The sequence below is a fragment of the Enterobacter cloacae complex sp. P17RS genome (assembly GCF_014895885.1).
Taxonomy (GTDB): domain Bacteria; phylum Pseudomonadota; class Gammaproteobacteria; order Enterobacterales; family Enterobacteriaceae; genus Enterobacter; species Enterobacter bugandensis.
The window spans coordinates 151,653-172,383 of the sequence record NZ_JADBQK010000003.1 but is presented as its reverse complement, the minus strand read 5'-3'; the positions used below and the strand labels follow the sequence as shown (position 1 = coordinate 172,383).

The window sequence follows — 20,731 nt, the reverse complement described above, 5'->3', positions numbered from 1 at the left end:
ATCCTTCCCCCACCACCATCACTTCCAGCAAAATCCCAAGTCATATTAAAACCAAACACTCAACCGAATCCGCCTCTGTAGGCCTGGTAAGGCGCATCCGCCACCCGGCGACAGACGACTACATTGGCGGCAAACGACGCTTCACCGGCGAACTTTTCACAATCGACGTATTACATTGGGCATGCTCCGCCAGCCCGTCCAGCAGCGCATCCAGTTGTTCTATCGATCGCACCACCAGCCTAATCACAAAGCAGTCTTCCCCGGTCACTTTGTCGCTCTCAATACACTCCGGCATCGCCTGTATGTATTTATCCACCTTATGCAACAGCCCCGGCAAAGGCCGCACGCGTACCAGCGCCTGCAGCGTATACCCCAGCGCCGCGAGATTCACACGTGCGCCATACCCCTGAATCACACCACGCTCTTCCAGCCGCTTCAGACGCTCTGCCGTGCTGGGTGAGGTCAGGCCAATGCGGCCGCTGAGCACCTTCAACGACATGCGCGCATCCTCAACCAGGCAGGCTAAAATTTGCCGATCGATATCATCAATAAGGTATTCCACTCGTTTCACCTAATTTAAAAAAGCAGTTAACACCTTCAACCTTATCTCACCCCTGTAAAACCCAACAGCGATTTTCGACAATAGCGTTATTAATCAGGAGGTGAATGATGCGTGATTTACATAAAGGCGTCTGGCAGATGAGTCTGGCGATGTTAATTTCCGGCTCTATCGGCGCGTTTGTTTTGCTCAGCGGTCTGCCGGTGACGGAAGTGGTGTTCTGGCGCTGCCTTATTGGGGCAATAGCGCTTTTCATTTTTATCCGGGTAAGTCAAAAGCCCTTTAGCCCCCTCACCCGCACCACGCTGCTGCTGGCGATTCTCGGCGGTGTGGCATTAGTGGTGAACTGGCTGCTGCTCTTCGCAGCCTATGAGCGGATCTCTATTGGTCTTTCGACCGTGGTCTATAACACTCAGCCGTTTATGCTGGTCCTGATGGGGATGTTTTTAGGCGAGCGCGTCAGCATGGTGAAATGGGGCTGGCTGTTCCTCGCCTTCGGCGGCGTGGTGATACTGCTCTCCAGCGAGCTGACCGGCACCCACGACACTGAATGGCTGGCGGGTATCGGTCTGGCAATGGCCGCGGCCTTCTTCTACGCGCTGACGGCAATCATTGCGCGCAAACTGAAAACAATCGCACCGCAGCATATTGCCTTTATTCAGGTGCTGACTGGCGTCGTGATGCTTCTGCCGTTTGCCAGCCGGCCGTCATTTTCCGGTGATTTTCCCTGGCCGCTCCTGTTGACGCTCGGCATCGTCCATACCGGCATTATGTACCAGCTGCTCTACAGCGCGATTCAGAAGCTACCTACCCCCATTACCGGCTCCCTGTCGTTTATCTATCCGGTGGTGGCGATCGTTGTCGATAACCTGGTGTTCGGACACTCGCTGAACCTGACGCAGCTGGCGGGCGGCGCGTTGATCCTGTTTGCTGCAGCGGGTAACAACCTGGACTGGGGCGAAAAAAAACCCCGCGAATGCGGGGTTGGTATCAAGACGCTGAATTAGCGACGGGCACGCACAATCTGGTATTTGCGCGTCAGGTACTCCACCGGCGCGCTCCAGATATGCACCAGTCGGGAGAACGGGAACAGCACAAACAGCGTCATCCCCAGCACAAGGTGAACGCGGAAGATAAACGCCACGCCGTCCAGGTGCTCAGACGCTCCGCCGTGGAAGGTCACGACGGACTGCGCCCACCCCACCAGCTTCATCATTTCACTGCCGTCCATATGCTGCGCAGAGAATGGAATAGTCAGCAGACCCAGCGCGCACTGCACCATCAGCAGGGAGAGGATCAGGATGTCCGCTGCAGTGGTGGTGGCACGCACGCGCGGGCTGAACAGACGCCGTTTCAGCAGCAGCAGGCCACCCACCAGGGTCATCACGCCGCAAGCACCGCCGGCGATCATCGCCATCTTCTGCTTCACTTCAATCGGCAGCCACGCTTCGTACATCCAGTGCGGCGTCAGCATCCCAAGGAAGTGACCGGCAAAAATCCCCAAAATACCGATGTGGAACAGGTTAGACGCGACGTGCATCCCTTTGCGATCCAGCATCTGGCTGGAGGCAGCACGCCAGGTGTACTGGCCGTAGTCATAGCGCAGCCAGCTTCCCACCAGGAACACGGTGCCCGCGATATACGGGTAAATGTCAAAGAAGAACATATTCAGGAAGTGCATTAGTGCTGTCCTCCGTTAGAGATATTCAAATATTGCGGAGCCACCGCTCCGGCAAAACGACGCTGATGCGCAGAGATTTCAGACTCGCCACAGTTCTGGTCAGCAAAGAATTTCACCTGCTCTTCTTCCCAGACGGCGTCCAGCGCTTGTGGGGTATCGTCGCGAGCTTCATCCGCGATTTTCTCCGCCACTTTTTCGCTGTCGACCGAGGCGTTCGCCAGCTTCACCAGCAGATCGAACAGTACGGCATAGCGGCTCTCACGCTGCTGTAGACGCGCGCCGAGCAGCGCCAGAATGGGAGCGATGTCCTGCAGACCACCCAGCGCCTCTTCTTTCGGCAGCTGCGCCAGATACTCCAGGTACAGCGGCAGGTGATCCGGCAGCTCGCGGCTGTCGAGTTGCAGGCCGTGCTGTTCGTACTGGGCCATCAGATCCACCATCGCCTGACCACGGTCGCGGGATTCACCGTGAACGTGTTCAAACAGCAGCAGAGACGTCGCACGACCACGGTCAAACAGCTGGCTGTAGTCCGCCTGCGCATCGAGAAGATCGCGCGCCAGCAGGTCGCGGAGGAAAACGCCCAGCTTCTGGGCATCCTCTTTATCCAGGTTTTCAGATGACGCGAGTGCATCAAAGAGTTCCTGTTGATGCTGCGCAAGCGCAGCGTCAGGGTACTCGAGCAGGCGCGAAACAATGACGAGTTCGATCATTGGTGCGGCTCCGTTTTGCTGGTCACATCCATCGCGTCGATGCGGCGGCTGTTGAACAGGTTGAATTTACTGTCTGACCCGTGGCAACCGTCGCCAAAGGTAAAGCCACACCCGCTTTTCTCCGGGAAGGCCTCGCGAGCCAGCTCGCGGTGGCTGCTTGGCACCACGAAACGATCTTCGTAGTTAGCGATTGCCAGATAGCGGTACATCTCCTGCGCCTGCGCTTCGGTCAGGCCGACCTCTTCCAGCGCGCGGGTATCGTTAACGCCGTCAACGGTTTCCGCACGTTTGAAGTGACGCATCGCCAGCATACGTTTCAGCGCCAGCAGCACCGGCTGGGTATCTCCGGCGGTTAGCAGGTTTGCCAGGTACTGAACCGGGATACGCAGGCTTTCCACGTCCGGCAGAATACCATTGCTGCCCAGCTCGCCCGCGTCCGCCGCAGACTGAATCGGAGACAGCGGCGGCACGTACCAGACCATCGGCAGGGTGCGGTATTCCGGGTGCAGCGGCAGGGCCAGCTTCCAGTCCATCGCCATTTTGTACACCGGCGACTGCTGTGCGGCGTCAATCACGCTCTGTGGAATACCGTCCTTCAGGGCCTGCTCAATCACCTTCGGATCGTTCGGATCGAGGAAGACGTCCAGTTGACGCTGATAGAGATCTTTCTCATTCTCGGTGCTTGCGGCATTCTCAATCGCGTCCGCGTCGTACAGCAGCACGCCGAGGTAACGAATACGGCCTACGCAGCTCTCGGAGCAGACGGTCGGCATACCGGCTTCGATACGCGGGTAGCAGAAGATGCACTTCTCAGACTTACCGCTCTTCCAGTTGAAGTAGATTTTTTTGTACGGACAGCCGGTGATGCACATGCGCCAGCCGCGACACTTGTCCTGGTCGATCAGCACGATGCCGTCTTCTTCACGCTTGTAGATGGCACCGCTCGGGCAGGTCGCGACGCACGCCGGGTTCAGGCAGTGTTCGCACAGGCGCGGCAGATACATCATGAAGGTGTTTTCGAACTGGCCGTACATCGCCTTCTGCATGTTCTCGAAGTTCTGGTCTTTGGCGCGCTTTTCGAACTCGCCGCCCAGAATTTCTTCCCAGTTTGGACCGCTGGTAATTTTGTCCATGCGCTGACCAGTGATCAGCGAGCGAGGGCGGGCGATCGGCTGGTGTTTGCTTTCCGGCGCGTTGTGCAGGTTCTGGTAGTCGTAATCAAACGGCTCGTAATAATCCTCAATCCCCGGCAGGTGCGGGTTAGCGAAGATTTTACCCAGCAGCATTGCGCGGTTACCCATGCGCGGCTGCAGCTTGCCGTTGATTTTGCGGATCCAGCCGCCCTTCCACTTCTCCTGGTTTTCCCAGTCGGTCGGGAAACCGGTGCCCGGCTTACTTTCCACGTTGTTGAACCAGGCGTACTCCATACCTTCGCGGCTGGTCCAGACGTTTTTACAGGTCACTGAACAGGTGTGGCAGCCGATGCACTTATCCAGATTCAGCACCATGCCGACTTGTGAACGAATTTTCATTTTACGCTCTCCTGTACCTGGTCATTACCTTCGCCGTCTAACCAGTTAATATTCTTCATCTTACGTACCACCACGAACTCATCGCGGTTCGATCCTACGGTGCCGTAGTAGTTAAAGCCGTAGGCCAGCTGCGCATAGCCACCGATCATGTGGGTCGGCTTCGGCGTAATACGGGTCACGGAGTTGTGAATACCGCCGCGCTGCTCGGTGATCTCTGAACCCGGCAGGTTCACGATACGTTCCTGCGCGTGGTACATCATGGTCATCCCGGCCGGCACGCGCTGGCTCACCACCGCACGCGCCGTCAGGGCGCCGTTGCTGTTGAACACTTCAATCCAGTCGTTATCTTCGATACCCAGATCTTTGGCGTCCGCTTCGCTCATCCAGACAATCGGACCACCGCGCGACAGGGTCAGCATCAGCAGGTTGTCGCTGTAGGTGGAGTGGATACCCCACTTCTGGTGCGGCGTCAGGAAGTTCAGCGCCTTCTCAGGGTTACCGTTCGATTTCGCGCCCATCACCGCTTTCACGGAGCGGGTGTCGATTGGCGGACGGTACACCAGCAGGCTTTCACCGAAGTCGCGCATCCACTGGTGGTCCTGATACAGTGACTGACGACCAGAAAGCGTGCGCCATGGGATCAGCTCGTGAACGTTGGTATAACCAGCGTTATAGGACACGTGCTCATCTTCAAGTCCTGACCAGGTCGGGCTGGAGATAATCTTGCGCGGCTGGGCCTGGATATCGCGGAAGCGGATTTTCTCTTCCTCTTTATTCTTCGCCAGATGCGTGTGGTCGCGACCGGTAAATTCACTCAGGGCCGCCCACGCTTTCACCGCCACGTGGCCGTTGGTTTCCGGTGCCAGGGTCAGGATCATCTCCGCCGCATCAATTGCCGTGTTGAGCATTGGCTGGCCTTTGGCCGGGCCGTCTGCTTTGGTGTAATTGAGCTTGCGCAGCAGGTCCATTTCGCTCTGGGTGTTCCAGGCGATGCCTTTGCCGCCGTTACCGATTTTCTCCATCAGCGGGCCGATGGAGGTAAAGCGCTCGTAAGTTGCCGGGTAATCACGTTCAACCGGAATGATGTGCGGCGCGGTCACGCCCGGGATCAGGTCGCATTCGCCTTTTTTCCAGTCCTTCACGTCAAGCGGCTGCGCCAGTTCGGCAGCGGAGTCGTGCTGAATTGGCAGCGTCACCACGTCGGTCTCTTTGCCCAGGTGACCTACGCAGACTTCGGAGAATTTCTTCGCGATGTCTTTGTAGATATCCCAGTCGCTTTTCGATTCCCACGCCGGGTCAACGGCGGCAGACAGCGGATGAATAAACGGATGCATATCCGAGGTATTCATGTCGTCTTTTTCGTACCAGGTGGCGGTTGGCAGCACGATATCGGAGTACAGGCAGGTGCTGGACAGACGGAAGTCCAGCGTCACCACCAGATCCAGTTTGCCGTCCAGACCGTTGTCTTTCCACTCCACTTCTTCTGGCTTCACGCCGCCCTGCTTGCCGAGGTCTTTACCCTGAATACCGTTCTCGGTGCCCAGCAGGTATTTCAGCATGTACTCGTGGCCTTTACCGGACGAGCCCAGCAGGTTGGAGCGCCAGATGAACAGGTTGCGCGGATGGTTTTTGCCGTTCTCAGGCTGTTCTGCCGCGAAACGAATTGAGCCTTCCTTGAGCGATTTCACGGTGTAATCCACCGGCGACATGCCCGCTTTCTTCGCCTCTTGTGCAATGCGCAGCGGGTTAGTGCCCAGCTGCGGCGCAGACGGCAGCCAGCCCATGCGTTCAGCGCGGACGTTGAAATCAATCAGGTGGCCGCTATAGCGGGATTTATCCGCCATCGGCGACAGCAGTTCCTGCGCGGTAACCGTCTCGTAGCGCCACTGGCTGGAGTGGTTATAGAAGTAGGAGGTGCTGTTCATGTGACGTGCCGGACGCTGCCAGTCAAGGGCAAACGCCAGCGGCTGCCAGCCGGTCTGCGGACGCAGTTTTTCCTGGCCCACGTAGTGCGCCCAGCCGCCGCCGCTCTGCCCGACGCAGCCGCAGAAGATCAGCATGTTGATCAGACCGCGATAGTTCATATCGAGGTGATACCAGTGGTTCAGACCGGCACCCACAATGATCATCGAACGACCGTGGGTCTTGTCGGCGTTTTCCGCAAACTCGCGGGCGATACGAACGATCTGCGCGCGCGGTACGCCGGTGATCTGCTCCGCCCAGGCCGGGGTGTAGGCCTTCACGTCGTCATAGCTGGTTGCGCAGTTTTCGTCGTTCAGACCGCGCTCCAGGCCGTAGTTCGCCATTGTCAGGTCATAGACGGTGGTGACCAGCGCGGTAGAACCGTCGGCCAGCTGCAGGCGCTTAACCGGCAGCTTGTGCATCAGCACGTTTTTCAGTTCAACCTTGTTGAAGTGCTCGGAACCTTCACCGCCAAAGTACGGGAAGCCAACCTCGGCGATCTCGTCCTGGCTGCCCAGCATGCTGAGGCGCAGCTCCGTCTCTTCACCGGTGGTGCTGTTGCGCTGCTCAAGGTTCCACTTGCCCTTCTCGCCCCAGCGGAAGCCGATAGAACCGTTTGGCGCCACCAGCTCGCCGTTGCTGTTATAGGCAACGGTTTTCCACTCAGGGTTGTTTTCCTGGCCCAGCGCGTCCACCAGATCGGCGGCGCGCAGCGTGCGGCCCGCGGCATAGTAGCCCTCACGCTCTTCCAGCATCACCAGCATCGGCATGTCGGTGTAGCGACGCACGTAGTCGGTGAAGTACTGGCTCGGTTTGTCGAGGTGGAATTCGCGCAGCATGACGTGGCCCATCGCCATCGCCATCGCGGCATCGGTACCCTGTTTCGGTGCCAGCCACAGGTCGCACAGCTTGGCGATTTCCGCGTAGTCCGGGGTGACCGCAACGGTTTTGGTCCCTTTGTAGCGGACTTCGGTAAAGAAGTGCGCGTCCGGGGTACGGGTCTGCGGCACGTTAGAGCCCCAGGCGATAATGTAGCTGGAGTTGTACCAGTCGGCGGATTCCGGCACGTCGGTCTGCTCACCCCAGGTCTGCGGAGAGGCAGGCGGCAGGTCACAATACCAGTCGTAGAAGCTCAGGCAGGTCCCGCCGATAAGCGACAGGTAGCGCGCGCCGGAAGCGTAAGAGACCATCGACATCGCCGGGATTGGCGAGAAGCCCGCCACGCGGTCAGGACCGTAGGTTTTTACGGTATAGACGTTGGAAGCGGCAATCAGCTCGTTCACCTCTTTCCAGGAAGAACGAACGAAACCACCGCGACCGCGCGCCTGCTTGAAGCTTTTCGCTTTGTCGGCATCTTCAATGATAGAGGCCCACGCATCAACCGGATCGCTGTGCTGCACTTTCGCTTCACGCCACATTTTCATCAGGCGTTTGCGCATCAGCGGATATTTCAGACGGTTGGCGCTGTAGAGATACCAGGAGTAGCTGGCCCCGCGCGGGCAGCCGCGCGGTTCATGGTTTGGCATATCCGGACGGGTGCGCGGATAGTCGGTCTGCTGCATTTCCCAGGTCACCAGACCGTTTTTAACGAAAATCTTCCAGCTACATGAGCCAGTGCAGTTTACGCCGTGGGTAGAACGGACGACTTTGTCATGCTGCCAGCGCTGGCGGTAACCGTCTTCCCAGTCCCGGTTGGTATCCAGAACCTGGCCGTGCCCATCGGCAAAAGTTTCACCCTTCTGTTTGAAGTAGCGAAACCGGTCCAAAAATTTGCTCATCGGGTATCTCCTGTATGGAGCCTGTGGCTCTCTAAATCGACATTGCTGATTTGCAGCGAAGGTAACGCCCTGAAAGAGGGGGAGAATTGATAACGATCAAGACGAAGAGGGACTGTAAAAGGAGGGGTTAGACCAAATACCACCAAAGCGGTATATTTTTAAAACGAATAAATAAATGATTTATAAAGATATTTATTATTCATCGTACAATAACCCCGGCAAAATTTAACATCTCAGGTATTAAGGGGTAGACATACCTGCAAAGCGATGGCGATCACAGTGTTACCCGCAGATGACTGCTGCAAAAGCTTTCAGTATGTTGTAACTATTATTCAGTCGAAAAAAAACGCGGCACGAAGGCCGCGTTAACGGATAATCACACTTACTTATTTTTCTTGGTATTACGGCCATATACCAGCCACGTAATCACGACGCAGGCGATATAGAAGACGAGGAAGACTTTCATGGCGCCAGCCGGAGAGCCGGTCAGGTCAAGCGAGATGCCGAACGCTTTCGGAATAAAGAAGCCGCCAATTGCGCCAATAGCCGAGATAAAGCCCAGGGCCGCAGCCGTATCCGTCGCCGCTTCACGCATGGCCTGCTCTTCGCTTCCGCCCTGCGCTTTCACGCGATCCATCGTCAGCTTGCGGAAGATCACGGAGATCATCTGGAAGGTGGAAGCACTCCCCAACCCGGCCGTCAGGAACAGCACCATAAACACGCCGAAGAAGGCAAAGAAGTTACCGCCCTGCCCGTCAGAAGGCAGCGTCAGGAACAGCAGCGCGCAGAAGACTGCCATCACAATAAAGTTCACCAGCGTAACGCGAGTCCCGCCCAGACGGTCGGAGATCATGCCGCCCAGCGAACGCGCCAGTGCGCCAATGAACGGACCGAAGAAGGCGAATTGCAGGATCTGCACGTCCGGGAACTGGGTTTTCGACAGCATGGCAAAGCCCGCTGAGAAGCCGATAAACGAACCGAAGGTAGCCAGATACAGCAGCGCCATCACCCACAGGTGTCCACGTTTCAGCACCGGAAGCTGCTCGCTCAGGGATGCTTTCGACGCGCTCAGATCGTTCATAAAGAACCACGCAGCGAGGGTGAACACCACCAGGAACGGAACCCAAATCCAGGCCGCGTTCTGCAGGTAGAGGGAAGAACCATCCGCCTGCTCAACGCCGCCGCCACCGAAGGCGGCAAAAATAGAAACAGAGATCGCCAGCGGCGCAATCAACTGCATCACGCTTACGCCCATGTTGCCCAGACCGCCGTTAATTCCCAGCGCGCCGCCCTGTTTCGCTTTCGGGAAGAAGAAGCTGATGTTCGCCATGCTGGAGGCGAAGTTAGCGCCGGCGAAACCGCACAGCAGGGAGATAATCACGAACACGCTGAACGGCGTGGAGGTATCCTGCACCGCGAAGCCTAGCCACACGCAAGGGACGATCATGATGCCCGTACTGAACGCCGTCCAGCGACGGCCTCCGAATACCGGGACCATAAACGCGTAAGGGACACGCAGCAGCGCGCCAGACAGCGACGGCAATGCGGTAAGCATAAACAGCTGATCGGTCGTGAACGTAAACCCTACTTTCGGCAGGTTTACCGCGACCGCGCTAAACAACATCCATACGCAAAACGCTAAAAGCAGACACGGAACGGAAATCCACAGATTCCGGCTTGCTACACGATGGCCGCGCTGTTGCCAGAACGCCGGATCCTCTGGACGCCAGTCTGTAATAACGGCACCATTTTCCCTTTCGGGAGCGGATGAGTGACTCATAGACACCTCTGATTCTCGAATGATGCTGCAAACATTAGGGTTTTAGGGCGGCGGTAAGTTGATATAAATCAAAGGAAAAGTGCGGGGATTTGCGGCGCAAAAAAAGGGGTTATCCTTAGTGAGTAGGATAATTCGGTAAAAAAGACGTGGTTTTTCACTGCACTGAAGGTTCCTTGCTACCACCGCTTCTTCACCTATACTCCGTTGGCAATTTAGGGGTAATCCTTTATTGGTATGGGTATACTCAAGGGTATGCACCAGAATAGCGCCATTCCTGCAAGCAGGCCACGTCAGGAGCCCGGCAACTCTATGTTAAAAAGATGTTTATCACCGCTGACTCTCGTCAATCAGCTAGCCCTGATTGTTTTGCTGTCTACCGCCCTTGGCGTGGCCGGCATGGCGATTTCCGGCTGGCTGGTACAAGGGGTACAGGGTAATGCACATGCCATCAACGAGGCAGGTTCTCTACGCATGCAGAGTTATCGTCTGCTGGCGTCGGTCCCCCTGACGCAGGACGATCGGCCCTTAATTGATGAAATGGAGCGCACGGCCTTCAGCCCCGAACTGGAAAACGCCGCCATCCGCGCCGGCCAGCAGTCCCAGCTTAAAGCCCTGCAGGGCTACTGGCACACCCAGCTGGAACCCGGTCTGAAACAGGCGCGCAGCACCGAAACCGTTGCGCAGGACGTAGCGGGTTTCGTCTCCCGCATTGACGCGCTGGTCTCCTCTTTCGACCAAACCACCGAATTACGCATCGACCGGGTGGTAATGATACACCGTGCCATGGCACTGTTTATGGGCCTGCTGCTGATCTTCACCATTATCTGGCTCCGGGCGCGGCTGCTGAATCCCTGGAAACAGCTGCTGGCGATGGCGCGCGCCGTAACGAACAGAGATTTTACCCAGCGCACGCACATCAGCGGCCGCAACGAGATGGCCATGCTCGGCCAGGCGCTGAACACCATGTCGGCGGAGCTCTCCGAAAGCTACGCGGTGCTGGAACAGCGCGTGCAGGAAAAAACCGCCGGGCTGGAGCAGAAAAATGAGATCCTCTCCTTCCTGTGGCAAGCCAACCGTCGGCTGCACATGCAGGTGCCGCTATGTGAACGCCTTTCGCCGGTGCTGAACGGCCTGCAAAATCTGACTCTGCTGCATGACCTGGAGCTGCGGGTTTACGATGTGGAAGATGAAGATAATCATCAGGAGTTTACCTGTCAGTCCGACATGTCCTGCGATGATAAAGGCTGCCACCTGTGCCCGCGCGGCCTGCCGCTGCAGGCTTCTGGCGGCACTACCCTGAAGTGGCGGCTGACGGACAGCCACACCCAGTACGGTATTCTGCTGGCCACCCTGCCAGCCGGACGTCATCTGAGCCACGACCAGCAGCAGCTGGTGGACACCCTGGTTGAACAGCTAACGGCCACGCTGGCGCTCGACAGGCACCAGGAAAAACAGCAGCAGCTGATCGTCATGGAAGAGCGCGCGACCATCGCCCGCGAGCTCCACGACTCTATCGCCCAGTCGCTCTCCTGTATGAAAATGCAGGTGAGCTGCCTGCAGATGCAGGACGCGGAAATGCCGGAAAGCAACAAACAGCTGCTGAGCCAGATCCGCAACGAGCTGAACACCTCCTGGGTACAGCTGCGCGAGCTGCTGACCACCTTCCGCCTGCAGCTGACCGAGCCGGGGCTGCGCCCGGCGCTGGAATCCAGTTGCCAGGAATTTAGCGCCCGGCTTGGCTTCCCGGTGAAGCTGGATTACCAGCTGCCGCCGCGGTTTGTCCCTTCTCATCAGGCGATTCATCTGCTGCAGATCGCCCGCGAAGCGCTGAGCAACGTGCTCAAACACGCTGAAGCAACGGCGGTTACGGTTACCGTCAGCCAGCACGCTAATCAGGTCAGGCTGACGGTTCACGACAACGGTCGCGGCGTGCCGGAAAATGCCGAACGCACTAACCACTATGGTTTAATCATTATGCGAGACCGCGCCCAAAGCCTGCGCGGTGATTGCCAGGTTCGACGGAGAGAGACGGGTGGCACGGAAGTTGTGGTCACCTTTATTCCCGAAAAACCGCTTACAACTGCTCAAGGAGAAACCCATGACTAATCAGGAACCGGCATCCATCCTGTTGATCGACGACCATCCGATGCTGCGTACTGGCGTAAAACAGCTGGTCAGCATGGCACCCGACATTACCGTGGTTGGCGAAGCCAGCAACGGTGAACAGGGTATTGAGCTGGCCGAATCCCTCGATCCGGATCTGATCCTGCTCGATCTCAACATGCCCGGCATGAACGGTCTGGAAACCCTCGACAAGTTGCGCGAGAAATCCCTTTCCGGTCGCGTGGTGGTCTTTAGCGTCTCCAACCACGAAGAGGATGTGGTCACGGCGCTGAAGCGCGGCGCGGATGGCTATCTGCTGAAGGATATGGAGCCGGAAGACCTGCTCAAGGCGCTGCAGCAGGCCGCCGCAGGCGAGATGGTGCTGAGCGAGGCCCTGACGCCGGTGCTGGCCGCCAGCCTGCGGGCGAACCGCGCCACCTCTGACCGCGACGTCAGCCAGTTAACGCCGCGCGAACGCGATATTCTGAAGCTGATTGCCCAGGGCCTGCCGAACAAAATGATCGCCCGCCGCCTGGATATCACCGAAAGCACGGTTAAAGTGCACGTGAAGCATATGCTCAAGAAAATGAAGCTAAAATCCCGCGTTGAAGCCGCGGTGTGGGTCCATCAGGAGCGTATTTTTTAAGCATTACTCATCCGGCAGCAGCTTCCAGCGCGGGTCGTCGTCAGGTAATGCGACCAGCGGCTGCACCACAGCGAGCGTGATCTCATTGGATGAGACGCGCTGGCCCTTCGCATCTTCCACTACCGCCGAGAGATGCCAGCGGTTTGTCGCCCCTTCAGCGTCATTCCAGGCAGGCATGATCACGCTCCAGCCGTCGGTGCTGTCACTTTTCCCCGGGGACGTCAGGCTCAATGCCTGGGTATCACCCTGCCAGTGGATCTGACGAATACCGTGAGTGCTGCGAACCTGCAGCTTCAGCATGACGGTTTCGCCTCCTTTGAGATCCCACGGCGGGGTTGCCAGCCAGACGGAGAGCGTTTTACGCTGGCGGAACTCCATCACCGGCAGGCTGTTACGCTCCGGCGAGTCATAGCGGCTTCCGCGCAGGGATCGCGTGGCCGCGACCTCTCCGGCGGAGAGCTGCTTAACCAGCGGCACGCCGAAGCGATAGTTGAGCTTCAGCCCGAGGTTATTCTGGCTCTCTCCGCTTTCGCCCTGCTTATGCCCGGCGGTCAGCGTCACCAGCGGCACGGGGGTATAGTTAAGCCCGAGATTGACCGCCACCGGGTTGTGATACCCGGTTCCGCTGTTGAAGAGGTCAACGTTGTCGCCAAAATATTGCTCAAAGCTGACGCTGGTGTTCAGGTGATGAAACCACGGCAGCCAGGCTTTGGCGGTCACGTCATATCCCCGCGCCATGCGCTGCTCCAGGACGTCAGAGCTGTCGCGCCAGCCGGCAAAAGGCTGATAATAGTTAGCCGACAGGCGCAGATTTTCTCCCCATACCTCCGCGCCCAGCCCGGCACGCTGCAGGTTCTCATCCAGCAGGTTGTCGTAAAAGGTGTTGTAGCCCAGCAGCCATTTTCCGGCCACCCAGCGCTGCCCGATTCCGGCGTTACTGACCAGGCCATCCGTCTGCTGCGTCAGGCCGAGCTGGCTCCAGCTCAGGTAACGGTTGTTATCGTTCCAGGGAATAAACCAGCTCCCGCTGCTGCCGTTGAATTTCCCGTCGTTATCCACCAGCAAATTGACGCTGGCATTCCCCCAGGGCGACAGCAAGGATTCAATCTGCTGGTTCACCTCGCCGCTCACCGCGTCGCGCACCTGACCAAAGGCAAACTGCCGCGCCTGCTCGCCCGTAGTCAGGCCGTTGTCGGTCATACTGGCTTCACCAAAGGCTTTCGCCATTTCGGCGAGATGCTTTTCCCCTTCCCCGGTGGGGGCTGCCATACCGAGATCGGGGAGATTATCCCCGTTATTATCAAAGGGATTTTGTGCCTGCTGGATAAAGGAATTCGGCGCACCGTGAACGGCTCCGGCAGTAACAAGGGAGAGTAAAACCAGCGTTCGGAAAGGGGGAGAAACAGTCATCAATGTCGTAAGAATTACCCGGTGCTTACGTAAGAACACCAAGTACCTTAACGTGATTTCTCCCTCTTTGCAGCTTTACGGGGAATTTTCCGGAATTTCCTGAAACATTGTTTTGAGCTCAGGCACGCACGAACCGCAGTTCGTGCCGCACCGTAGCGTCGCCCCCAGCGCGGTAACGGAACCGCAGCCTCCGGCAATCGCCTCCCGTATCGCGTTTTCTCCAACGCTGAAACAGCTGCAGATGATGCGCCCCGGATCTGTAACCTTCCCCACGCCCTGCCCGTTCAGCAGCGCATGGCGCTCAGCGGGTGTCGAGGGTGGTGACTGAAAAGCGGCTTCTATCACCGGGTGCGCCAGATCGGGCAAGGCGGTGCCTTCCCAAAAACCCAGCATCAGATGGCCGTTATGCCAGGCCAGCACGCTGCTGCGTTCCCCGGTTTGCGCAACCTGCAGCTGCCAGCCCCGGCCGCTGGCATAGTCCATGACCCACGACAGCAGCGGCTTTTCACCCGCTATCGTCATTCGCGAGGCTTTACGCCACCAGTGAACCGAAGAGGGGATTTCCGGCCATTCCCGGGCATAGAGCTCCCCCTGCCAGGCGGGCTGCCAGGGCATGATTCTGACGGCGGTTTGCTTACTCTCCGGCTGCCCGGAAGCCGGATCGATGCGCACTTCCACCAGCGCGTTAACCTTTCCCTGGCGGGCAAACTCAGCGTTCCAGTGCATAGGAGCAAACGCTTCGCCTTCCCGTATTCCGTCGTTGATTCGTACTCTGGCCACCATCACGCCGCGCGGCGAGCCGATCCGCGCCAGCTGGCCGTCGCACAGTGAAAACCGAATGGCGTCTGCGGCGCAGACCTCAACAAACGGCTCCGCAATATGCTGCATCAGCCGGGGCACGTATCCCGTACGGGTCATGGTATGCCACTGGTCGCGGATACGGCCAGTGTTGAGGATCGCCGGATATAGCGCGGTAGCCGTCGCGCCGTGCGGCAGCGGATCGACAGGCACTACGTTTCGGCGCGGTAAATTCCCCGTCGGCCACTGGTACGGCTCAAGCGTGTCCCACGCTTCACGGGTTAACCCCGCCAGTTCCTGAAGGTTCAACGCCCGCGCGCCGTCATTTTCAAACGCCGTCAGCGCCGCATGTTCGCAAAAAATCTCCTGCGGATGTTGCCAGGCAAAGGCCTCGCCGTAGCCCAGCCGTTTTGCAATCTGAGCCACGATCCACCAGTCCGGCTTCGCCTCACCCGGCGCGGGCAGAAACGCGCGCTGGCGCGAAATGCGCCGCTCGGAATTGGTCACCGTGCCGTCCTTCTCCCCCCAGCCCAGCGCCGGAAAACGGATATGGGCGAACCGGCTGGTGTCGGTATCTTTCATCACCTCAGAGACAATCACCAGCGGACAGGCCGCCAGCGCCTGACACACCGCGTGGCTGTCCGGCAGCGATACGGCAGGATTGGTGCCCATGATCCACACCGCCTTCACCTCGCCGCGGGCGATGGCGTCAAACAGTTCCACCGCCATCAGCCCCGGCGTCTGCGCCAGCCGTTCCGTTCCCCAGAAACGCGCCACCCGCGAAAGGTCGTCCGGCTCGAAGCTCATATGCGCCGCCAGCTGGTTCGCCAGCCCGCCCACTTCCCGGCCGCCCATGGCGTTTGGCTGTCCGGTCAGCGAAAACGGGCCGCAGCCCGGACGGTTGAACTTCCCGCTGGCAAGATGCACGTTAATGATGGCGCTGCACTTGTCGCTGCCGCTGGAGGACTGGTTGATCCCCATGGTGTAGAGCGTAATGGCGCGAGGCACGGTAACAAACCAGTCGTAAAAGGTACCAATATCCTCTGCCGGAAGGTCGCAAAACGCCGCCACGCGGGCAATCGGCCACTCATCGGTGCCCTGGATCAGATTGAGCAACCCCACAAACAGCCCGGCGTCGCTGCCGGGTTTAAGCGCCAGATGCAGGTCGGCAATATCGCAGGTAGCGGTTTTACGCGGGTCAATCACCACCACCTTCATCTGCGGGTTGTTGTGCTTTGCCTGCACCAGACGCTGATAGAGCACCGGATGCGTCCAGGCCGCGTTCGAGCCGGCCAGCACCACCAGATCGCTGTTTTCCACATCCTCGTAGCTGCACGGCACCACGTCTTCGCCAAAGGCGCGCCTGTAGCCCACCACCGCCGAGGACATGCAGAGCCGGGAGTTGGTATCGATGTTCGCCGCGCCGATAAACCCTTTCATCAGCTTGTTGGCGGCATAGTAGTCCTCGGTTAACAGCTGGCCGGAGGCATAAAACGCCACCGCCCGTGGCCCCCATGTGTCGATGATCTCCCGCAGTCGCTCGCCCGCCGCGTTCAGCGCCTGGGACCAGTCCACCTCAAGTCCATCGACAACGGGGTACAGCAATCGCCCCTGCAAGCCCGTTGTCTCCCCCAGGGCCGATCCCTTCACGCACAGTCGCCCAAAATTCGCAGGATGGGTTTCATCTCCCCGGATGCTTACCTTTTCGCCCTCTACGCTGGCGACCACCCCGCAGCCCACGCCGCAGTAAGGGCACGTTGTCCGGGTTTCCGTCATGAGGCCTCCGCACGCATCACCAGCTCTTCGTTGCCAACCCACACCTTGCCATTTTCAATTTTTACCGGCCAGGCGCGCACCGCGGGTTCGCCGCTCTCCACCTGACAGCCGTCGCGCAGGCGAATGCGCTGCTTGTATAGCGGAGAGACAACGACCGGCTCGCCCGCCGCATCGCCGAGGATGCCGCGCGAAAGCACGTTCGCGCGGCTGCCCGGCTCCCGATCGTCGAGGGCATAAACGGTTTGACCAAAGCGGAACAGCGCGATCGGTTTGCGCCCAAGATGCGCGCCGATGCCCGCCTGCTCCGGTATATCGTCGATGCCGCAAATTTCCTGCCAGCGCTTGCTTTCCTCCACGACAGGGAGGTTCACCGCGGTGCGGAACAGCGCCAGGCGGTCAGGATCGTTGAGCGTGGTTTGCCATTCGCACTGGTACGTCTCGACTACCCGGGCCATCTCCTGCTCCAGCTCGTGGGCGATGCCGAGACTGTCGTTGAGGATCACCTCACGCAGATAGTCGAGGCCGCCCTCCAGGTTGTCCATCCAGGTGCTGGTGCGCTGCAGGCGATCCGCCGTGCGGATGTAGAACATCAGGAAACGGTCGACGGTGCGGATCAGCGTTTTGTCATCCAGATCGCTGGCGAAGAGATCCGCATGGCGAGGCTTCATCCCGCCGTTGCCGCACAGATAGAGGTTCCAGCCTTTGTCCGTGGCAATCACCCCCACGTCCTTGCTCTGCGCCTCCGCGCACTCGCGGGTGCAGCCGGAAACGGCCATTTTGATTTTGTGCGGGGCGCGCAGGCCCTTGTAGCGGTGCTCCAGTCTGACCGCGAGACCAGTGGAATCCTGTACGCCGTAGCGGCACCAGGTCGACCCGACGCAGGATTTCACCGTGCGCAGGGATTTCCCGTAAGCGTGCCCGGTTTCAAACCCGGCCTCCACCAGCGCCTGCCAGATTTCCGGCAGCTGTTCCAGGGTGGCGCCAAACAGGTCGATACGCTGCCCGCCGGTGATTTTGCTGTACAGGCCGTAGCGTTTCGCAATCTGGCCGATGGCGATCAGCCCGTCGGCGGTCACTTCTCCTGCGGGCATGCGCGGCACGATGGAATACGTCCCGTCCTTCTGAATATTGGCGAAGTAGCGGTCGTTGGTGTCCTGCAATGGCAGATGCGCCGGCTTCAGCAGGTATTCGTTCCAGCAGGAGGCCAGCACTGACCCCACCAGCGGCTTACATATTTCGCACCCGTGCCCCTGACCGTAGCGGCTGATAAGCTGGTCGAAGGTTCGGATATGGTTGACGCGCACCAGATGGTAAATCTCCTGGCGCGAGTACGGGAAGTGTTCGCAGATGTCCTTTTTCACCTCCACGCCCTGCTCGGCAAGCTGGAACTCCATCACCTGCTTCACCAGCGCGCTGCAGCCCCCGCAGCCGGTCGCCGCTTTGGTGCACTGCTTAACGGCGCCGATATCCGCTGCGCCCGCGCTCACCGCCCGGCAGATATCGCCTTTGCTGACGTTATGACACGAACAGATCTGCGCGCTTTCCGGCAGCGCCGCCACGCCCAGCGCTTTTGGCGCGCTGCCTGACAACGCGGGTAGTATCAGCGTTTCCGGCTCTTTCGGCAGGCTGATGCCGTTAAGCATCATCTGCACCAGCGTGGCGTATTCGCTGGCATCGCCCACCAGCACGCCGCCGAGCAGCGTTTGGCCGTCGTGGCTGACCACGATTTTCTTGTAGATTTGCTGCGGGCCGTGCGTCCACTGGTAGCTTAGCGCCCCCGGCGTGCGCCCATGAGCATCGCCAAACGACGCCACGTCCACGCCGAGCAGCTTGAGCTTAGTGCTCATATCTGCCCCGGTGAAGGTTTTATCTTCGCCCGCGAGCGCGGCGGCGGCCACGCGCGCCATCTGGTAGCCCGGCGCCACAAGGCCAAAGATTTTCCCCTCCCACAGGGCGCATTCACCGATGGCAAGCACGTTCGAATCGGAGGTCCGGCAGGCGTCATCAATGCAGATCCCGCCGCGCTCGCCGACAGCCAGCCCGCTGCTGCGCGCCAGCGCGTCCTGAGGACGAATACCGGCAGAGAAGACCACCATGTCCGTTTCCAGCTGTTCACCGTCTGCGAAGCGCAGCACCAGCCCGTCGTCCGTCGCAGCAATTTCCGTGGTGGCTTTACTGGTGTGAACGCCAACGCCCAGCGCCTCGATTTTCCTGCGCAGCATCGCCGCACCGTCATTATCAAGCTGCACCGCCATCAGATTGGGCGCAAACTCCACCACGTGCGTTTCCAGCCCGAGTTGCTTGAGGGCATTCGCCGCCTCCAGCCCGAGCAGGCCGCCGCCAATCACCACGCCACGACGCGAGCCCGCCGCGTGGGCCGCTATGTTGTCCAGGTCGTCAAGGGTGCGGTAGACAAAGCAGCCCGGCAGATCGTTGCCCGGTACCGGCGGTACGAACGGGTATGAGCCGGTCGCCAGCACCAGCTTGTCCCAGTGGGTCTCATGCCCGCTGGCGGTACGCACCACGCGCGCGTCGCGATCGATAGCGACGATCTGCTGCGAGAGGCGCAGCTCAATGCCGTTATCGGCAAAGAACTCCCCCTCCACCAGCGAGAGCGACGCCGCGCTTCGGCCGCCAAAGTATTCCGACAGATGCACGCGGTCATAGGCGGCATAGCGCTCCTCACCAAAGACAACGATCTGATACTGCTGATGCAGATTGCGGTTAACGCAGTCTTCGAGAAAATGATGGCCGACCATACCGTGCCCAACCACCACCAGAGTAGGTTTTGTCATAGCGTTCTGTCCTGCAACCTGCGGTTGCGTAGTGAAACGATCGAACAGCCAGTCCGCGCGTGCGGGCGCAGCCGTTGCCAGTAAATCGGTAAATGTTGCCGCGCTGCGGCAGTCGCCCATCAGCAGCACGCCAGCCAGCGCACCCTGATGGATCAGTAACCGACGATAGTGACGGGTTAGCGGATCCCAGGAACTCCAGACCACGTCGTCCTCCTGCACCGTCGCGCGCCCGAGGCTGAACAGCTCCACGCCCGTCACCTTGAGGCGCACGCCGTTGTCGGTGAGGGCAAACGGTGCGGCTGTGTCGCCCGCCAGCCGCGCGGCGAGAATATCCGCCTGCGTCATACAGGGGGCGACCAGGCCAAAGGTCTGGCCGTCAATTTCGCAGCACTCGCCAATGGCGTAGACGTCCGGTGCGGAGGTCCGCATCTGGCTATCCACCACGATGCCGCGCGCGCAGCGAACACCGCTGGCCTGCGCCAGCGCGACGTTGGGCTGCACGCCGGTCGCCAGCACCACGCGCGCGGCGGCGACGCGGCGTCCGTTGAGCAGCGTCACGCTATTCCCGTTAATCGCCGCGATGCCGGTGGCGAGTTCAGAGCGCACGCCCCGCGCCGCCAGTGCCTCTTCAAGCAGTACCCCCGCCTGCTGGTCCAGCTGCTGCTCCATCAGCCACGGGCCGCGATGAACGAGCGTGACGTTGTCACCTGAACGAGCCAGCGCTGCCGCCGTCTCTACGCCGAGCACGCCGCCCCCCAGCACCACCGCCGGACCGGCTATCGCCTGAATGGCGCGGGTATCCTCCAGGGTACGGAACGTGAAGACGTGCGGCGCATCGCCCCCAAGAATCGGCGGCACAAACGGCATTGACCCGGTGGCAAATACCAGCGCATCCCAGCCCAGCGTGCGGGCGGTGGTTTGCACTTCCCGCGCGTCCACGTTCACGGCGAGTGCCTTTTCGCCCCGCAGCACCGTCACGCCGCGCTCCCGGTACCATTGGTCATCCTGAAGGCAGATGCCCGCAGCCGTTTTTTCACCCCCCAGCACCGGCGAAAGCTGGATGCGGTTATAGGCATGCTCCGGCTCGTCACCGATGACGGTGATAGCGAACCGACCGGAAGCTCGCCCGGTGAGCGAAGCAATCAGCCGGGTTGCCGCCATGCCATTCCCGATAATGACCAGTCGCATCAACGCCCCCTCG

12 protein-coding genes are annotated in these 20,731 nt (G+C 59.5%); 3 read left to right on the top strand and 9 right to left on the bottom strand.

Going from position 1 to position 20,731, the window contains the following annotated elements:
* Nucleotides 1-118: 118 nt before the first annotated feature.
* Nucleotides 119-562, bottom strand: a complete 444-nt coding sequence (locus IM265_RS01760) for an Lrp/AsnC family transcriptional regulator (RefSeq protein WP_041909598.1) — start codon at nt 560-562, stop codon at nt 119-121.
* A gap of 107 nt (nt 563-669) precedes the next feature.
* On the opposite strand from IM265_RS01760, the gene IM265_RS01755 reads away from it, so the two are divergent.
* The gene (locus IM265_RS01755; protein ID WP_193030847.1) at nt 670-1,566 is read left to right on the top strand and encodes a DMT family transporter; all 897 of its coding nucleotides are present in this window, start codon (nt 670-672) and stop codon (nt 1,564-1,566) included.
* Here the strand turns inward: IM265_RS01755 and narI are convergent.
* The 5 genes from narI to IM265_RS01730 all read right to left on the bottom strand — a co-directional run bounded on the left by narI (nt 1,563) and on the right by IM265_RS01730 (nt 10,002).
* Nucleotides 1,563-2,240: a respiratory nitrate reductase subunit gamma gene (gene narI / locus IM265_RS01750; protein ID WP_021240339.1), complete on the bottom strand. Its 678-nt coding sequence runs from the start codon at nt 2,238-2,240 to the stop codon at nt 1,563-1,565. The genes IM265_RS01755 and narI overlap by 4 nt on opposite strands.
* Nucleotides 2,240-2,950, bottom strand: a complete 711-nt coding sequence (gene narJ, locus IM265_RS01745; protein WP_063866535.1) for a nitrate reductase molybdenum cofactor assembly chaperone — start codon at nt 2,948-2,950, stop codon at nt 2,240-2,242. The genes narI and narJ overlap by 1 nt, the downstream gene beginning before the upstream one ends.
* Nucleotides 2,947-4,482 (bottom strand): nitrate reductase subunit beta, encoded by a 1,536-nt coding sequence (narH, locus tag IM265_RS01740; RefSeq protein WP_028013444.1) that lies wholly within the window; start codon nt 4,480-4,482, stop codon nt 2,947-2,949. The genes narJ and narH overlap by 4 nt, the downstream gene beginning before the upstream one ends.
* Entirely contained in the window at nt 4,479-8,222 is a 3,744-nt protein-coding gene (locus IM265_RS01735; RefSeq protein WP_028013445.1) for a nitrate reductase subunit alpha, read from the bottom strand. The genes narH and IM265_RS01735 overlap by 4 nt, the downstream gene beginning before the upstream one ends.
* 382 nt (nt 8,223-8,604) lie before the next feature.
* Nucleotides 8,605-10,002, bottom strand: a complete 1,398-nt coding sequence (locus IM265_RS01730) for a NarK family nitrate/nitrite MFS transporter (RefSeq protein WP_047364940.1) — start codon at nt 10,000-10,002, stop codon at nt 8,605-8,607.
* A gap of 309 nt (nt 10,003-10,311) precedes the next feature.
* On the opposite strand from IM265_RS01730, the gene narX reads away from it, so the two are divergent.
* On the top strand, nt 10,312-12,108 hold the full coding sequence (gene narX / locus IM265_RS01725; RefSeq protein ID WP_193030806.1) for a nitrate/nitrite two-component system sensor histidine kinase NarX: 1,797 nt from the start codon (nt 10,312-10,314) through the stop codon (nt 12,106-12,108).
* Nucleotides 12,101-12,751, top strand: coding sequence for a two-component system response regulator NarL (gene narL, locus IM265_RS01720; RefSeq protein WP_003856701.1), 651 nt, complete (start codon nt 12,101-12,103; stop codon nt 12,749-12,751). The genes narX and narL overlap by 8 nt, the downstream gene beginning before the upstream one ends.
* Before the next feature lie 3 nt (nt 12,752-12,754).
* Here narL and IM265_RS01715 read toward each other — a convergent pair whose 3' ends face one another.
* The 3 genes from IM265_RS01715 to nirB all read right to left on the bottom strand — a co-directional run bounded on the left by IM265_RS01715 (nt 12,755) and on the right by nirB (nt 20,718).
* Nucleotides 12,755-14,161 (bottom strand): YchO/YchP family invasin, encoded by a 1,407-nt coding sequence (locus IM265_RS01715; RefSeq protein WP_193030808.1) that lies wholly within the window; start codon nt 14,159-14,161, stop codon nt 12,755-12,757.
* Between the two features lie 75 nt (nt 14,162-14,236).
* Nucleotides 14,237-16,735 carry a nitrate reductase gene (locus IM265_RS01710; RefSeq protein ID WP_193030810.1) on the bottom strand — a complete coding sequence of 833 codons (2,499 nt, stop codon included), beginning with the start codon at nt 16,733-16,735 and terminating at the stop codon, nt 14,237-14,239.
* Complete coding sequence (nirB, locus tag IM265_RS01705) at nt 16,732-20,718, bottom strand: nitrite reductase large subunit NirB (protein WP_193030812.1); 3,987 nt, start codon at nt 20,716-20,718, stop codon at nt 16,732-16,734. Before nirB ends, IM265_RS01710 begins: the two co-directional genes overlap by 4 nt.
* Nucleotides 20,719-20,731: the final 13 nt, after the last annotated feature.

Bases quoted from the DNA above. Each gene is read 5' to 3' on its own strand.
- IM265_RS01755 (WP_193030847.1), top strand. From the start codon at position 670: ATGCGTGATTTACATAAAGGCGTCTGGCAGATGAGTCTGGCGATGTTA.
- narI (WP_021240339.1), bottom strand. From the start codon at position 2,240: ATGCACTTCCTGAATATGTTCTTCTTTGACATTTACCCGTATATCGCG.
- narJ (WP_063866535.1), bottom strand. From the start codon at position 2,950: ATGATCGAACTCGTCATTGTTTCGCGCCTGCTCGAGTACCCTGACGCT.
- narH (WP_028013444.1), bottom strand. From the start codon at position 4,482: ATGAAAATTCGTTCACAAGTCGGCATGGTGCTGAATCTGGATAAGTGC.
- IM265_RS01735 (WP_028013445.1), bottom strand. From the start codon at position 8,222: ATGAGCAAATTTTTGGACCGGTTTCGCTACTTCAAACAGAAGGGTGAA.
- IM265_RS01730 (WP_047364940.1), bottom strand. From the start codon at position 10,002: ATGAGTCACTCATCCGCTCCCGAAAGGGAAAATGGTGCCGTTATTACA.
- narX (WP_193030806.1), top strand. From the start codon at position 10,312: ATGTTAAAAAGATGTTTATCACCGCTGACTCTCGTCAATCAGCTAGCC.
- narL (WP_003856701.1), top strand. From the start codon at position 12,101: ATGACTAATCAGGAACCGGCATCCATCCTGTTGATCGACGACCATCCG.
- IM265_RS01715 (WP_193030808.1), bottom strand. From the start codon at position 14,161: ATGACTGTTTCTCCCCCTTTCCGAACGCTGGTTTTACTCTCCCTTGTT.
- IM265_RS01710 (WP_193030810.1), bottom strand. From the start codon at position 16,735: ATGACGGAAACCCGGACAACGTGCCCTTACTGCGGCGTGGGCTGCGGG.
- nirB (WP_193030812.1), bottom strand. From the start codon at position 20,718: ATGCGACTGGTCATTATCGGGAATGGCATGGCGGCAACCCGGCTGATT.